Annotated in this window: 1 protein-coding gene; it reads left to right on the top strand. The window is 73.9% G+C overall.

The genetic code is table 11. The features are described 5' to 3' along the window. Window positions 1-9: 9 nt before the first annotated feature. Window positions 10-17,223: a type I polyketide synthase gene (locus BLV72_RS10925; RefSeq protein WP_093461884.1), complete on the top strand. Its 17,214-nt coding sequence runs from the start codon at window positions 10-12 to the stop codon at window positions 17,221-17,223. Window positions 17,224-17,258 lie beyond the last annotated feature (35 nt).

Here is a 17,258-nt window from a genome sequence, read left to right as displayed (position 1 = left end):
GAGACTCCAATGGCGGATCAGGACAAGATCCTCGACTACCTCAAGCGGGTAACTGCCGATCTGCACCAGACGCGGCAGCGTCTTCGCGAGGTCGAGTCGCAGGAGCCTGAGCCGATCGCGATCGTCGGCATGAGCTGCCGGTTCCCCGGAGGCGTCACGTCTCCGGAGCAGCTGTGGGAGCTCGTGGCCGCGGGCGGCGACGCCATCGCGGACTTCCCCACGGACCGTGGCTGGGACACCGACGCGCTCTTCGACGCCGATCCCGACCAGCAGGGCACCAGCTACACCGACAAGGGCGGGTTCCTGGAGGGCGCGGGCGAGTTCGACGCCGCGTTCTTCGGGATCAGCCCGCGCGAGACCCTCGGCATGGACCCGCAGCAGCGGCTGCTGCTGGAGACGTCCTGGGAGGCGTTCGAGCGGGCCGGGATCGACCCGGCCACGCTCCGCGGCAGCAAGGCCGGTGTCTTCGTCGGCACCAACGGCCAGGACTACCCGGAGCTGATGCACACGCTGCCGCAGGGCGTGGAGCAGTATCTGCTCACCGGCAACGCGGCCAGCGTCATCTCCGGCCGGATCTCCTACACCTTCGGTCTGGAGGGCCCGGCGCTCACCGTCGACACCGCGTGCTCGGCGTCGCTGGTGGCGCTGCACCTGGCCATCCAGGCGCTGCGAGGCGGCGAGTGCTCGATGGCGCTCACCGGTGGTGTCACGGTGATGAACAGCCCGCGCGCGTTCATCAACTTCAGCCGCCAGCGGGGCCTGGCGCCCGACGGCCGCTGCAAGGCGTTCGCCGATGGCGCGGACGGCACCGGCTGGGGCGAGGGCGTCGGCATGCTGCTCGTCGAGCGGCTGTCGGACGCCCGCAAGAACGGCCACCCGGTGCTCGCCATCGTCCGGGGCTCCGCCATCAACCAGGACGGCGCGTCCAACGGTCTGACGGCGCCCAACGGCCCGTCCCAGCAGCGTGTCATCCGCCAGGCGCTCACCGACGCCCGGCTCACCCCCGCCCAGGTGGACGTCGTCGAGGCACACGGCACCGGCACCAGCCTCGGCGACCCCATCGAGGCGCAGGCCCTGCTCGCCACGTACGGGCAGAACCGGGCCGAGGGCCGCCCGCTGTGGCTCGGCTCGATCAAGTCCAACTTCGGCCACACCCAGGCCGCGGCTGGTGTCGCGGGCATCATCAAGATGGTCAAGGCCATCGAGCACGGCGTGCTGCCCAGGACCCTGCACGTCGACGCGCCCTCCCGGGACGTGGACTGGACGGCCGGTGCCGTCTCCCTGCTCACCGAGAACACCCCGTGGCCGGAGACCGGCCAGCCGCGCCGCGCGGGCATCTCCTCCTTCGGTGTGAGCGGCACGAACGCGCACACCGTCATCGAGCAGGCGCCCGCCGAGGACCGCGAGGCCCCTGACAGCGACGCGACGCCTTCGGAGTGGACCGGCGTCGGCGGCCTCGTGCCGGTGCTGGTGTCCGCGCAGAGCGCGGCGGCCCTGCGCGCCCAGGCCGAGCGGCTCACCGCCCATGTGCGGGACGCCCCCGGCCTCGGCCTGGTCGACCTGGCCCACTCGCTGGCCACCACCCGCGCCGCACTGGACCACCGCGCCGTGGTCCTCGCGGGCGAGGGCGGCCGCGAGGACCTGCTGCGCGGACTGGCCGAGCTCGCCGAGGACGCCCCCGCGGGCGGCGTCGTGCGCGGCGAGGTCGGCGAGGGCAAGGTCGCGTTCCTCTTCACCGGCCAGGGCAGCCAGCGCACCGGAATGGGCCGTGAGCTGTACGCGGCCGTCCCGGCCTTCGCCCGCGCCCTGGACGAGGTGTGCGCCGAACTCGACCAGCACCTCCGGCAGCCGCTGCGCGAGGTGATGTTCGGCGACGACAGCGGACTGCTGGACCGCACCGGCTACACCCAGCCCGCGCTGTTCGCCCTCGAAGTGGCGCTGTTCCGGCTGCTGGAAACCTGGGGTGTGAAGCCCGACTTCCTCGTCGGCCACTCCATCGGCGAACTGGCCGCCGCGCATGTGGCCGGTGTGCTCTCGCTCGCCGACGCGGCGAAGCTGGTGGCCGCCCGTGGCCGGCTGATGGAGGAACTGCCCGCCGGTGGCGCGATGATCGCCATCCAGGCGTCCGAGGACGAGGTGGCGCCGCTGCTCACCGAGCGGGTCTCCATCGCCGCGCTCAACGGGCCCACCTCGGTCGTCATCGCCGGGGACGAGGACACGGCCGTCGCCATCGCGGAGTCGTTCCAGGCGCGGGGCCGTAAGACCAAGCGGCTCACCGTCAGCCACGCGTTCCACTCGCCCCGCATGGACGGCATGCTGGAGCCCTTCCGCGAGATCGCCCGGCAGGTGACCTACGCCCCGCCGGTCATCCCCATCATCTCCAACCTGACCGGCGGCTCGGTCTCCGCCGACGAGATCTGCTCGCCCGACTACTGGGTCCGGCACGTCCGCGAGGCGGTCCGCTTCACCGACGGCATCCGCCGGCTCGAGGAGTACGACGTCGGCGCCTATGTGGAGCTCGGCCCCGACGGGGTGCTCTCCGCCATGGCGCAGGACTGCGTCACCTCCGACGACGCCGTGTTCGTCCCCATGCTGCGCGGCGACCGCCCCGAGGCCACCGCCCTGGCCGGTGCGCTCGCCCGCGCCCACGTCCACGGCGTGGCCGTCGACTGGGCCGCGGTCTTCGAGGGCTCCGGCGCCCGCCGCGTCGAACTGCCCACCTACGCCTTCCAGCGCGAGCTGTACTGGCCCGAGCCGCCCGGTCCCTGGACCGGCGACGTCACCGCCGCCGGACTCGGCTCCGCCGACCATCCGCTGCTCGGCGCCGCCGTATCGCTCGCCGACGCCGCCGGATTCCTCTTCACCGGCCGGCTGTCCCTCCAGACCCACCCCTGGCTGGCCGACCACGCCGTCATGGACACCGTGCTGCTGCCCGGCACCGCCTTCGTGGAGCTGGCCATCCGCGCCGGTGACCACGTCGGCGCGGACGTCCTGGAGGAGCTCACCCTCGAAGCCCCGCTGGTCCTGCCCCCGCAGGGCGGCGTCCAGCTCCAGGTGTCCGTGGGCGCCCCGGACGAGACCGGCCGCCGCTCGCTGACCCTGCACTCGCGCCTGGAGGACGCCGCCGACGGCACCTGGGGCGAGGGCGAGTGGACCCGCCACGCCACCGGTGTGCTCGGCACCGGCGCCACCGCACCCTCCGACCATGCCGAGAACCTCACCGTATGGCCGCCGGCCGGTGCCACCGAGGTCCCCGTGGACGGCCTCTACGACTGGCTCGCCGAGACCGGATTCGCCTACGGCCCCGTCTTCCAGGGCCTCCAGGGCGCCTGGCAGCACGAGGACCGGGTGTACGCCGAGGTGCGGCTGCCCGAGAGCGCCCGCGCCGAGGCCGAGCTGTTCGGACTGCACCCCGCGCTGCTGGACGCCGCCCTGCACGCCGTCGGCATCGGCTCCCTCCTGGAGGACACCGAACACGGCCGCCTCCCCTTCTCCTGGAGCGGCGTCCGGCTCCACGCCGTCGGCGCCGCCACGCTCCGCGTCCGGCTCTCGCCCGCCGGGCAGGACGCCGTGGCCGTGCTGGTCACCGACGAGAGCGGCGCACCCGTCGCCTCCGTCGACTCGCTGCTGCTGCGCCCCGTCTCGCCCGACCAGGTGCACGCCGCGCGCGCCGCCTTCCACGAGGCGCTGTTCCGCGTCGAGTGGACCCCCGCCCCGGTGCCCGCCGCCACCACCGTCGTGGCCGGGCAGTGGGCGGTCCTCGGCGCCGAGCACCCCGAGCTCGCCGCCGCCCTGCCCACCGCCGCCGGCTACGCCGACCTGGCCGCGCTCGGCGAGGCCGTGGACGCCGGGACCCCGCTGCCGCAGGCCGTCGTCGCCCCGTTCTTCGCGGACGAGACCGACCGTCCCGTCGAGGAAGCCGTACGCGAGGCCCTGCACCGCGCGCTGGAGCTGGTCCAAAGCTGGCTCGCCGACGACCGCTTCGAGGGCTCCCGGCTGGTGATCGCCACCCGCGGCGCCGTCGCCACCTCCGCCGACGCGGACACCGAGGACCTGGTCCACGCCCCGCTGTGGGGTCTGCTGCGCTCCGCGCAGTCCGAGAACCCGGACCGCTTCGTCCTGATGGACTTGGACAGTGCCGTTGGGACCGACGAGTCCTACCGTGGGTTCGCCCCCGCCCTGGCCACCGGCGAATCGCAGCTTGCGGTCCGCGCCGGGACCGTGGTCGTCCCGCGGCTGGCCAAGGTCGCCTCCGACCCCGAGCAGACCGCGCCCGCGCTCGACCCCGAGGGCACCGCCCTGGTCACCGGCGCCACCGGCACCCTCGGCGGGCTCGTCGCCCGCCATCTGGTCACCGAGCACGGCGTACGCCACCTCCTGCTGCTCAGCAGGCGCGGGGCCGACGCCCACGGCGCCGCCGAACTCGTCGCCGAGCTGCGCGCGTCGGGCGCCGACGTCACCCTCACCGCCTGCGACGTGGCCGACCGAGACGCCCTGGCCGCGGCCCTGGCCGCCATCCCGGCCGAGCATCCGCTGACCGCCGTGGTGCACACGGCGGGCGTGCTGGACGACGGTGTGATCGGCTCGCTGACCGCCGAGCGCGTCGACCGCGTTCTGCCGCCCAAGGTCGATGCCGCGTGGAATCTGCACGAGCTGACCCGCGACCTCGACCTGTCCGCGTTCGTGCTGTTCTCCGCCGCCGCCGGCACCCTCGGCGGCCCCGGCCAGGCCAACTACGCGGCCGCCAACGCCTTCCTGGACGGCCTCGCCCACCGGCGCCGCGCCCAGGGGCTGCCCGCCACCGCCCTCGCCTGGGGCCTGTGGGCCGAGCGCAGCGGGATGACCGGCGACCTGGACGACACCGACATCCAGCGCATCACCCGCGCCGGAGTGGCCGCCCTCTCCTCCGAGGAGGGCCTGGCCCTCCTGGACACCGCTCTCGCCGTGGGCGACCCCACGCTCGTCCCCATGCACCTGGACCTGGCGCCGCTGCGCCACGCCGACGCCCACATGGTGCCCGCGCTGCTGCGCGGCCTGGTGCGGGCCCCCGGCCGCCGTGTGGTGGAGTCGGGCGGCGGCGCGGCACCCGGCGGGCTCGCGGAGCGGCTGCTGGGGCTGTCCGTTCCCGAGCGGGACCGGCTGCTGCTGGAGATCGTCTGCGGTCAGGTGGCCGCCGTCCTCGGCTACGCGGGCCCCGAGGCCGTCGGCGCCGGGCGCGCGTTCAAGGAGCTGGGCTTCGACTCGCTCACCGCCGTCGAGCTGCGCAACCGCCTCGGCGCCGTCACGGGCGTACGGCTCCCGGCCACCCTTGTCTTCGACTACCCGACGCCCACCTCGCTCGCCGGTTTCCTGCGCACCGAGATCCTCGGCGACCAGGCCGACGAGGCCGCGGCGGCCCCCGCCGCCACCGTGGCCGTCGGCGACGACGAGCCCATCGCCATCGTCGGCATGAGCTGCCGCTACCCGGGCGGGGTCACCAGCCCCGAGGAGCTGTGGCAGCTCGTCACCGGCTCGGTGGACGCCATCTCCGGCTTCCCGACCGACCGCGGCTGGCAGCTCGACGGGCTGCTGGGCGAGGACCCCGAGCAGACCGGCACCAGCGCCACCATCGAGGGCGGATTCCTCTACGACGCGGGCGAGTTCGACCCCGACTTCTTCGGGATCAACCCGCGTGAGGCCCTCGCCATGGACCCGCACCAGCGGCTGCTGCTGGAGAGCTCCTGGGAGGCGTTCGAGCGGGCCGGGATCGACCCGGCGACCGTGCGCGGCAGCAAGACCGGCGTCTTCGCGGGCGTCATGTACCACGACTACCTCTCCCGGCTGACCGCCCTGCCGGAGGGCCTGGAGGGCTACCTCGGCACCGGCACGGCGGGCAGTGTCGCCTCCGGCCGGGTGGCGTACACCTTCGGTCTCGAAGGCCCCGCGGTCACCATCGACACGGCGTGCTCGTCGTCGCTGGTGGCGCTGCACCTGGCGGCGCAGGCGCTGCGCAGCGGCGAGTGCACCATGGCCCTCGCGGGCGGTGTCACCGTCATGTCCACCCCGGACACGTTCATCGACTTCAGCCGCCAGGGCGGGCTGTCGACCAGCGGCCGCTGCAAGGCCTTCTCGGGCGACGCGGACGGCACCGGCTGGGCCGAGGGTGTCGGCATGCTGCTGGTGGAGCGGCTGTCGGACGCGAAGAAGAACGGTCACCGGGTGCTGGCGGTCGTGCGGGGCACGGCGGTCAACCAGGACGGTGCGTCCAACGGTCTGACGGCGCCCAACGGCCCGTCCCAGCAGCGGGTGATCCGTCAGGCGCTGGCGAACGCGCGGCTGTCGGCGTCCGAGGTCGACGCGGTCGAGGCCCATGGCACCGGCACGACGCTGGGCGACCCGATCGAGGCGCAGGCGCTGTTGGCCACGTACGGCAAGGAGAAGACCGAGGACCAGCCGCTGTGGCTGGGCTCGATCAAGTCCAACTTCGGTCACACGCAGGCGGCCGCCGGTGTCGCGGGCATCATCAAGATGGTGCAGGCGATGGACCACGGCGTCCTGCCCCAGTCGCTGCACATCAACGAGCCGTCGCCGCATGTGGACTGGGAGTCGGGTGCGGTCTCGCTGCTGACCGAGGCGCGGGAGTGGCCGGAGACCGGGCGTCCGCGCCGGGCCGGTATCTCCTCCTTCGGCGTCAGCGGCACCAACGCGCACGCCATCATCGAGCAGGCGCCGGAGCCCGAACCGGCCGAGGCGTCCGCGCTTCCGGCCGCCCGGCCCTCCGTGCTGCCCTGGCCGGTTTCGGGCAAGAGCGCCGAGGCGCTGCGGGCGCAGGCCGAGCGGCTGCTCGCCGACCTGGAGCTGCGGCCGGAGCTGTCGCCCACCGACCTGGCGTACTCGCTCGCGACCACCCGTGCCGCGCTGGACCACCGTGCCGTCGTGGTCGGCCAGGACCGCGCGGCGCTGGTCTCGGGCCTGGAGGCGCTGGCGCGTGGCGAGTCGGCCTCGGGGCTGGTGCAGGGCTCGGTGGTGGACGGCAAGGTGGCGTTCCTGTTCACCGGGCAGGGCAGCCAGCGGCTCGGCATGGGCCGTGAGCTCTACGACGCCTATCCGGCGTTCGCGGAGGCACTGGACGCGGTCTGCGACGCGCTGGACGCGTATCTCGAACGGCCGTTGAAGACCGTGATGTTCGGGAACGACGCCGAGGAGCTGGACCAGACCGGCTTCACCCAGCCCGCGCTGTTCGCCATCGAGGTGGCGCTGTTCCACCTGGCCGAGGCGTGGGGCCTGCGGCCCGACTTCCTCTCCGGTCACTCCATCGGTGAGCTGGCCGCCGCCCATGTGGCCGGTGTGCTCTCGCTGGCGGACGCGGCGAAGCTGGTGGCCGCCCGTGGCCGCCTGATGCAGGCGCTTCCGGCCGGTGGCGCGATGATCGCCGTCCAGGCGTCCGAGGACGAGGTGCTGCCGCTGCTCACCGAGCGGGTCAGCATCGCCGCCCTCAACGGCCCGACCTCGGTCGTGGTCGCGGGCGACGAGGACGCGGCGCTGGAGATCGCGTCGGCCTTCGAGGAGCGGGGCCGCAAGACCAAGCGCCTCACCGTCAGCCACGCGTTCCACTCGCCGCGCATGGACGAGATGCTGGAGGCGTTCCGTGAGGTTGCGGAGGTCCTGTCGTACGAGGCCCCGCGCATTCCGATCGTCTCCAACCTGACCGGGACCGTGGTCTCCGCCGAGGAGATCACCAGCCCGGACTTCTGGGTGCGCCACGTCCGGGAGGCCGTGCGCTTCCTCGACGGCGTCCGGACGTTGGAAGCCCAGGGCGTCACCACCTATCTCGAACTGGGCCCCGACGGTGTGCTGTCCGCCATGGGCCAGGACTGCCTCGCCGACGCCGACGCGGCCGGTTTCGCCGCCACGCTGCGCGGCGGCCGCCCCGAGGCCGAGACCGTCGCCACCGCCCTGGCCGCGCTGCAGGTCCGCGGGGTGACGCCGGACTGGTCCGCGTACTTCGCCGGGACCGGCGCCCACCGCGTCGACCTGCCGACCTACGCCTTCCAGCACCGACGCTTCTGGCTGACCTCCCCCGCGGGCTTCGTCGGCGACGTGGAGTCGGCGGGCCTGGACCGGGCCGACCATCCGCTGCTGGGCGCGGCCGTGCCCCTGGCGGACTCCGACGGCTTCCTGTTCACGGGCAGGCTCTCCCTCGAAAGCCACCCGTGGCTGGCCGACCACGCCGTGATGGGCACCGTCCTGCTGCCCGGCACCGCCTTCGTCGAGCTGGCCATCCGCGCCGGTGACCAGGTGGGCTGCGACCGGCTGGACGAGCTGACCATCGAGGCGCCGCTGGTCCTGCCCGAGCGTGGCGCGGTCCAGCTCCAGATCCTCGTCGGCGCCCCGCAGCAGGCCGGGCACCGCACGCTGGAGCTGTACTCGCGGGCGCAGGACGCGCCCGCCGAGATGCCGTGGATCCGCCATGCCAGTGGTGTGCTGGTGGCCGGTGCCCCGCGGCCCTCGTTCGACCTGACGGCATGGCCGCCGCCGGGCGCCGAGCCCGTCGAGGTCGAGGGGCTCTACGAGCACCTGGCGCAGGGCGGCTTCGCGTACGGGCCGATGTTCCAGGGGCTGAGCGCGGCCTGGCTGCGTGGCGACGAGGTGTTCGCCGAGGTGCGGCTGCCGGAGGACCGGAAGTCCGAGGCCACCGCGTTCGGGCTGCACCCGGCGCTGCTGGACGCCGCGCTGCACAGCACGTTCGCCCGTGCGGGCGGCGATGAGCAGGGGCGGCTGCCGTTCTCCTGGAGCGGGGTGTCGCTGCACGCGGTCGGCGCCGACGCGCTCCGGGTCCGGCTGACCCCGGCCGGGGCCGACGGCGTGGCGCTGGAGCTGGCCGACGGCACCGGTGCCCCGGTGGCCTCGGTCGAGCAGCTCGCGCTGCGCCCCGTCTCGGCCGGACAGCTCGCGGACGGCCGGTCCGCCGCGTACCACGAGTCGCTGTACCGGCTGGACTGGGCCACCGTGCCGCCGGCCACGGACGGCGCGGCCACCGCGGCGTGGACGGTGCTCGGCGAGGGCGCGCCCGCCGCGCTGACCTCGGGTGCCGCGGTCCACGCCGATCTGGACGCGCTGGCCGCGGCCGGGGACGCGCCCGCGTACGTCCTGACCTACCTCGACCCGCACGGCGCCACCGATGACCAGGTGACCGCCGCCGTCCACACCGCCACCCAGCGGACCCTGGCGCTCGTACGGGCGTGGCTGGCCGACGACCGCTTCGCGGCGTCCCAGCTCGTGCTCGTCACCCGGGGCGCGGTGGCCACCGCGGGCGACGCCGGCACCCACGACCTGTCCCATGCCCCCGCGTGGGGTCTGGTGCGCTCGGCGCAGTCGGAGAACCCGGACCGGCTGGTGCTGGTGGACCTCGACGGCACCGACGCCTCCTACGAGGCGCTGGGCACCGCGATCGCCTCCGGCGAGCCGCAGTTCGTGCTGCGCCGGGGCGCCGTACACGCCCCCCGGCTGGCGCGCACCGCCGCCAGTGGGCCCATGGTCCCGCCGCCCGGCGAGCCGGCCTGGCGCCTGGACATCCAGGACAAGGGCACCCTGGAGAACCTCACCCTGCTGCCCAGCCCGGAGGCCGCCGCGCCGCTGGAGACGGGACAGGTGCGGGTCGCGGTCCGGGCCGCCGGTGTGAACTTCCGCGATGTGCTCAACGCGCTCGGCATGTACCCCGGCGACGCGGGCCTGATGGGCAGCGAGGGCGCCGGTGTCGTCCTCGAAACCGGACCGGGGGTCACCGATCTGGCGCCCGGCGACCGCGTGATGGGCATGCTGCCCGGTGGCTTCGGGCCGCTGGTGGTCGTGGACCGCCGCATGATCGCGCCGATGCCCGACGGCTGGTCGTTCGCCCAGGCCGCGTCGGTGCCGATCGTCTTCATGACGGCCTACTACGCGCTGCGCGACCTGGCCGACCTCCAGGGCGGCGAGTCGCTGCTGGTGCACGCCGCCGCCGGTGGTGTCGGCATGGCCGCCGTGCAACTGGCCCGCCACTGGGGTGTGGACGTCTACGCCACCGCCAGCCAGGGCAAGTGGGACACCCTGCGCTCGCTGGGGCTGGCCGACGACCGCATCGCCTCCTCCCGCGACCTGGCCTTCGAGGAGACGTTCCGCGAGGCCAGCGGCGGTCGCGGCGTCGATGTGGTGCTGGACTCGCTGGCCCGGGAGTTCGTGGACGCCTCGCTGCGGCTGCTGCCGCGCGGCGGCCGGTTCGTCGAGATGGGCAAGACCGACGTCCGGCTCCCGGAGGAGGTCGCCGCCGCCTACCCCGGCGTCTCCTACCAGGCGTTCGACCTGACCGAGGCGGGCCTGGACCGCATCCAGGAGATGCTGTGCGAACTGCTGGAGCTGTTCCGGCGGGGCGCGCTGCGGGCGCTGCCGATCACCGCATGGGATCTGCGGCAGGCCCCGGACGCCTTCCGCTACCTCAGCCAGGCCCGCCACATCGGCAAGGTCGTGCTCACCGTGCCCGCCCCGTGGAACCCCGACGGCACGGTGCTGATCACCGGTGGCACCGGCACCCTGGGCGGCCTGGTCGCCCGGCACGCGGTGACCGAGCGCGGCGCCCGCCGTCTGGTGCTCACCAGCCGGCGCGGTGAGCAGGCCGCGGGTGCGACCGAACTGGCCACCGAACTGCGTGAGTTGGGCGCCGAGGTCACCATCGCCGCCTGTGACGCCGCCGACCGGGACGCGCTCGCCGCCGTCCTGGCCGACATCCCCGCCGGGCATCCGCTGACCGCCGTCGTGCACACCGCCGGTGTGCTGGACGACGGTGTGATCGACTCGCTGACACCGGAGCGGCTGGAGAAGGTGCTGCGCCCCAAGGTGGACGCGGCCGTGAACCTGCACGAGCTGACCCGCGACCAGGACCTCGCCGCGTTCGTCCTGTTCTCCTCCGCCGCCGGTACGTTCGGCGGCCCCGGGCAGGCCAACTACGCGGCGGCCAACTCCTTCCTGGACGCGCTGGCCCGCCACCGCCAGGCCCAGGGCCTGGCCGCCACCTCGCTGGCCTGGGGCCTGTGGGCCGAGGCCAGTGGGATGACCGGTGAGCTGGAGGCCACCGACAAGTCCCGGATGACCCGCTCCGGTGTGCTCGGCCTGTCCTCCGACGAGGGCCTTGCGCTGTTCGACGCCGCCCAGGAGGTGGGCGACGCCTTCCTGGTGCCCATGCAGCTCGACCTGGCGCCGCTCACCGGCGCGCCCATCGAGATGGTGCCGCCGCTGCTGCGCGGTCTGGTGCGCGGTGGTACGACCCGCCGCACCGCCGAATCCGGCGCGGCCCAGGACGGCTCCTCGCTGGTGGAGCGGCTGGTCCGGCTGGACGCGGCCGAGCGCGAGCAGACCCTGCTCGACCTGGTGCGCGCCCAGGTGGCCGTGGTGCTCGGGCATGACTCGCCCGACGCGGTCGAGGCGAGCCGGGCCTTCAAGGACCTCGGCTTCGACTCGCTGACCGCGGTGGAGTTCCGCAACCGCCTCGGCGGCGCCGCCGGGCTGCGGCTGCCCGCCACGCTGGTCTTCGACTACCCGACGCCGACCGCGCTCGCCGGATATCTGCTGGAGGAGCTGCTCGGCTCCGAGGCGGCCGCGGCCGTTCCCGCCCGGGCGGAAGGCCCGGCGGGTGGCGTGGCCGACGAGGACGACCCGATCGCGATCATCGCCATGAGCTGCCGCTTCCCCGGGGATGTGCGCACCCCCGAGGAGCTGTGGGAGCTGCTGGCCGAGGGCCGGGACGGTATCGCCCGGCTGCCGGAGGACCGCGGCTGGGACCTCGACGCGTTCTACGACCCGGACCCGGACCGGCCCGGCACCTCGTACGCCCGCGAGGGCGGCTTCTACTACGACGCCCACCACTTCGACCCGGCCTTCTTCGGGATCAACCCGCGCGAGGCGCTCGCCATGGACCCCCAGCAGCGGCTGCTGCTGGAGACCTCCTGGGAGTCCTTCGAGCGGGCGGGACTGGACCCGGGCGCACTGCGCGGCAAGCAGGTCGGCGTGTTCGTCGGCCAGATGCACAACGACTATGTGTCGCGGCTGCACACCGTCCCGGAGGGCGTCGAGGGCTACCTCGGCACCGGCGGCTCCAGCAGCATCGCCTCCGGCCGGGTGTCGTACACCTTCGGCTTCGAGGGCCCGGCCGTCACCGTCGACACGGCGTGCTCGTCGTCGCTGGTGGCGCTGCATCTGGCGGCGCAGGCGCTGCGCAACGGCGAGTGCACCATGGCGCTCGCGGGCGGTGTCACCATCATCACCACCCCCGATGTGTTCACCGAGTTCAGCCGCCAGCGCGGACTGGCCAGGAACGGCCGCTGCAAGCCGTTCGCCGCCGCCGCCGACGGCACGGCCTGGGGCGAAGGCGTGGGCATGCTGCTGGTGGAGCGGCTGTCGGACGCGAAGAAGAACGGTCACCGGGTGCTGGCGGTCGTGCGGGGCACGGCGGTCAACCAGGACGGTGCGTCCAACGGTCTGACGGCGCCGAACGGTCCCTCCCAGCAGCGGGTGATCCGTCAGGCGCTGGCGAACGCCGGTCTGTCGGCTCGTGATGTGGACGCGGTCGAGGCCCATGGCACGGGTACGACGTTGGGTGACCCGATCGAGGCGCAGGCGCTGCTGGCCACGTACGGCAAGGAGAAGACGGAGGACCAGCCGCTGTGGCTGGGCTCGATCAAGTCCAACTTCGGTCACACCCAGGCGGCCGCGGGTGTCGCGGGCATCATCAAGATGGTGCTGGCGATGCGGCATGGCGTTCTGCCGAAGTCGTTGCACATCGATGAGCCGTCGCCGCATGTGGACTGGGAGTCGGGTGCTGTCTCGCTGCTGAGCGAGGCGCGGGAGTGGCCGGAGACCGGGCGTCCGCGCCGGGCCGGTATCTCGTCCTTCGGCATGAGCGGCACCAACGCGCACGCCATCATCGAGCAGATGCCGGAGCCCGAACCGGCGGAGGTGCCCGCGCTGCCGGCCGGCGAGCCGTCCGTGGAGCCGTCCGCGCTGCCGTGGGCGATGTCCGCCAAGACCCCCGAGGCGCTGCGCGCCCAGGGGGCCCGGCTCCGGGCCCATGTGGCCGACCACCCCGAGCTGTCCCTCGCCGACATCGGTCACTCCCTGGCCACCTCCCGGGTGTCCTTCGAGCACCGGGCGACGCTCGTCGCCGCGGGCCGGGACGGCTTCCTGGCCGGGCTCGACGCCCTCGCCGAGGGCCGCACCGCGACCGGACTGGTCGAGGGCGCGGTGGCCGAGGGCGGCAAGCTGGCCGTCCTGTTCACCGGGCAGGGCAGCCAGCGGCTCGGTATGGGCCGTGAGCTCTACGACGCCTATCCGGCGTTCGCGGAGGCACTGGACGCGGTCTGCGACGCGCTGGACGCCCATCTGGAGCGGCCGCTTCGTGACGTGCTGTTCGGGGACGACGCCGAGGAGCTGGACCAGACCGGGTTCACCCAGCCCGCGCTGTTCGCGGTCGAGGTGGCGCTGTTCCGCCTGGTCGAGACCTGGGGCGTGAAGCCGGACTACCTGTCCGGCCACTCGATTGGCGAACTGGCCGCCGCGCATGTGGCCGGTGTGCTCTCGCTGGCGGACGCGGCGAAGCTGGTGGCCGCGCGTGGGCGGTTGATGCAGCGGCTCCCGGCCGGTGGCGCGATGATCGCCGTTCAGGCGTCCGAGGACGAGGTGACCCCGCAGCTCGGCAAGCGGGTGAGCATCGCGGCCGTCAACGGCCCGACCTCGGTCGTGGTCGCGGGCGACGAGGACGCGGTGCTGGAGATCGCGGCGGCCTTCGAGGCGGAGGGCCGCAAGACCAAGCGCCTCACCGTCAGCCACGCCTTCCACTCGCCCCATATGGACGGCATGCTGGACGCCTTCCGCGAGGTGGCGCAGGGGCTGGCGTACCAGGCTCCGAAGATCCCGATCGTGTCGAATCTGACCGGTGGCGTGGTGGCCGCCGAGGAGATCACGACGGGCGACTTCTGGGTGCGCCACGTCCGCGAAGCGGTCCGCTTCCTGGACGGCGTCCGCACCCTGGAGGCCCAGGGCGTCACCACCTACCTGGAACTCGGCCCCGACGGGGTGCTGACCGCGATGGCGCAGGACTGCGTCACCGAGGACGGCGGCTCCTTCGCCACCGCCCTGCGCGGCGGCCGGCCGGAGGCCGAGACGCTGCTCACGGCGGTCGGCACGGCCCAGGTCCGGGGCTTCGCCGTGGACTTCACCACGCTGTACGCGCCGTACGGGCCGCATCAGGTCGACCTGCCGACGTACGCCTTCCAGCGCCGCTCGTTCTGGCTGAACGCCGGTCCGGTCGGCGGCGACGCCACCGCGATCGGCCTGCACGCGGCCGGTCACCCGCTGCTGGGCGCCGCCGTGGAACTGCCCGACTCGGACGGCATCGCCTTCACCGGACGGCTCTCCCTGCAGACCCAGCCCTGGCTGGCCGACCACGCCGTGATGGGTACGGTCCTGCTGCCCGGCACCGCGTTCGTGGAACTGGCGCTGCGCGCCGGGGACCACGCGGGCTGCGACCGCCTGGACGAACTCACCCTGGAAGCCCCGCTGATCGTGCCCGACCAGGGCGCCGTCCAGCTCCGGCTCGCGCTCGCCGCGCCCGACGACACCGGCCGCCGCGCGCTGACCCTGCACTCCCGCACCGAGGGCGCCCCGGCCGACGAACCGTGGCTGCGCCACGCCACGGGCGCGCTGGTGGAGTCGGAGACCACGGCCCCGACGTTCGACCTGTCCGCCTGGCCGCCTGCCGACGCCGAGAAGATCGAGGTGACGGGCCTCTACGAGGGCCTGGCCGGATCGGGCTTCGACTACGGCCCGGTCTTCCAGGGCCTGACCGCCGCCTGGCGCCGCGACGACGAGGTGTTCGCCGAGGTACGGCTGCCGGAGGACCGTACGTCCGACGCCGCCGCGTTCGGCCTGCACCCGGCACTGCTGGACGCCGCGCTGCACGCGCTGGGCCTCCGGACGACCGAGGAGGGCACCGGCCAGGGCCGCCTGCCCTTCTCCTGGACCGGCGTCTCCCTGCACGCGGTCGGCGCCGCGGCGCTACGCGTACGCCTCGCCGGTACGGCCACGGGCACGGTGTCGCTGGAGCTCGCCGACGTGACGGGCACCCCGGTGGCATCGGTCGAGGGCCTGGCCCTGCGCACGGTCTCCCCGGACCAGTTGGGCGCGGCCCGCCCGGGCGGCGCGTCCGACTCCCTGTTCCGCCTGGACTGGGCGCCGGTGACGGCGTCGCCGTCCGCCGAGGCAACCCCCGACCGCTGGGCGGCAGTGGGCCCCGACACGTTGGGCCTCACGGCCTACGAGGACCTGGCCGCGCTGGCAGAGGCACTCGATTCCGGCGCAGAGCTGCCGGAGTACGTAGTGGTGTCGATGCCCGCAACGCACACGGCATCTCAGGCGTCTACGGCGACGCAAGCCCGTCCGGCGCTTGAGGACCAGGGTCCTGGGGCGGAGCCCCAGATTTCGGGAAGGGGCGGGATGGGGGAAAGCTCCTCGTCCGCCGAGACGGCGCACCAGGCCACCACCCACACCCTGGCCCTCCTTCAGAAGTGGCTGACCGAAGACCGCTTCGCAGACGCGCGTCTGGTGCTACTGACCACGGGAGCCGTGAGTACGGGTACGGACGAGTCCGCCCCCGACCCGGCCCAAGCCGCCGCCTGGGGCCTCGTCCGCTCCGCACAAGCGGAAAACCCGGACCGCATCGTCCTGGTGGACACCGACGGCCAAGGCGAGGCGAACCAGAAGACCGTGGCCGCCGCCCTGGCCACAGGCGAGCCGCAAACCGCCATCCGCGACGGCGTCGTCCGGGCCCCGCGCCTGGCACGGGCCACCGTGGCACCGGAGAACCAGGCACCCGCCTGGAACCCCGACGGCACGGTCCTGATCACCGGCGCCACCGGCAGCCTGGGCACCCTGTTCGCCAAGCACCTGGTCACCAACCACGCCGTACGCCACCTCCTCCTGCTCAGCCGCCGAGGCGACCAGGCCCCGGGCGCATCCGAACTCACCGCGGAACTCACCGCGCTGGGCGCGGAAGCACACTGGGTCGCCTGCGACGCGGCCGACCGCACCGCCCTCGCGGAGGTCATCGCGTCCATCCCCACCGCCCACCCCCTCACTGCCGTCATCCACACGGCAGGTGTCCTGGACGACGGCGTGATCGCCTCGCTGACGCCCGAGCGCATGGCCCACGTACTGCGCCCGAAGGTCGACGCGGCGTGGAACCTCCACGAGCTGACCCAGGGCGCGGACCTGGCGGCGTTCGTCCTGTTCTCCTCGGCCGCCGGTGTCTTCGGCGGCCCGGGCCAGGGCAACTACGCGGCGGCCAACGCCTTCCTGGACGCCCTCGCCCAGCACCGCACCGCGCAGGGCCTGCCCGCCACCTCCCTCGCCTGGGGCCTGTGGTCCGTGGCCGGCGGCGGCATGGGCGGTGAGCTGGACGAGGCGGAGATCGCCCGCATCCGCCGCGGAGGCGTCGGCGTGCTCACGGCCGAGAGCGGCCTGGAGCTGTTCGACGCCGCGCGGGGTTCGGACGAGGCCCTCCTCGTACCGCTGCCGCTGGAGATGGCCGCCCTCAGGGCACAGGCGGGAAGCGGCATGCTGCCCGCGCTCTTCCGCGGTCTGGTCCGGGCCCCCGCCCGCCGCGCTGCCGAGTCCGCGGCGGCAGCCGCGGCCGGTGCCGAGGCGCTGCGGGAGCGGCTCGGCGGGCTCTCCGAGCCCGAGCGGGAAGAGGTGCTGCTGGAGCTGGTGTGCACCCAGGTGGCGGCCGTGCTCGGCTACCCGGGTCCGGAGACGGTCGACCCGGCCCGCTCGTTCAGCGAGGTCGGCTTCGACTCGCTGACCGCCGTGGAGCTGCGCAACCGCCTGAACGCGACCACCGGAGTCCGGCTCCCGGCGACGCTGGTCTTCGACTACCCCACACCGAACGCACTGGTGGAGTACCTGCGCGGCGAGATCCTGCCGGACGACGCGACGGCGGTCACCTCGCTGCTCGCGGAGCTCGACGGGCTGGAGAAGTCCCTGTCCGGGGCCACCCCGGACGACGAGGGCCGGAGCAGGATCACCGCGCGACTGCAGGCGCTGCTCGCGCAATGGAATGACGACCGAGGACCGGAAGACGGCGCCGGAGTCGCCGAGGAGCTGGAGTCCGCCACGGACGACGACCTCTTCGACTTCATCGGCAAGGAATTCGGGATCTCCTGAAATGACCGTGGCCGGCGTGAAGTGACAAGGTCTTC

Origin of the sequence: Streptomyces melanosporofaciens, from assembly GCF_900105695.1 — a bacterium.
In the GTDB taxonomy this organism is placed as follows: Bacteria; Actinomycetota; Actinomycetes; order Streptomycetales; family Streptomycetaceae; genus Streptomyces; species Streptomyces antimycoticus.
The sequence above is the reverse complement of the archived record's forward strand: the minus strand, read 5'-3'. Positions and strand labels throughout refer to the sequence as shown.

Excerpts from the sequence above, each read along its gene's own strand:
- BLV72_RS10925 (WP_093461884.1), top strand. The coding sequence starts at position 10 with ATGGCGGATCAGGACAAGATCCTCGACTACCTCAAGCGGGTAACTGCC.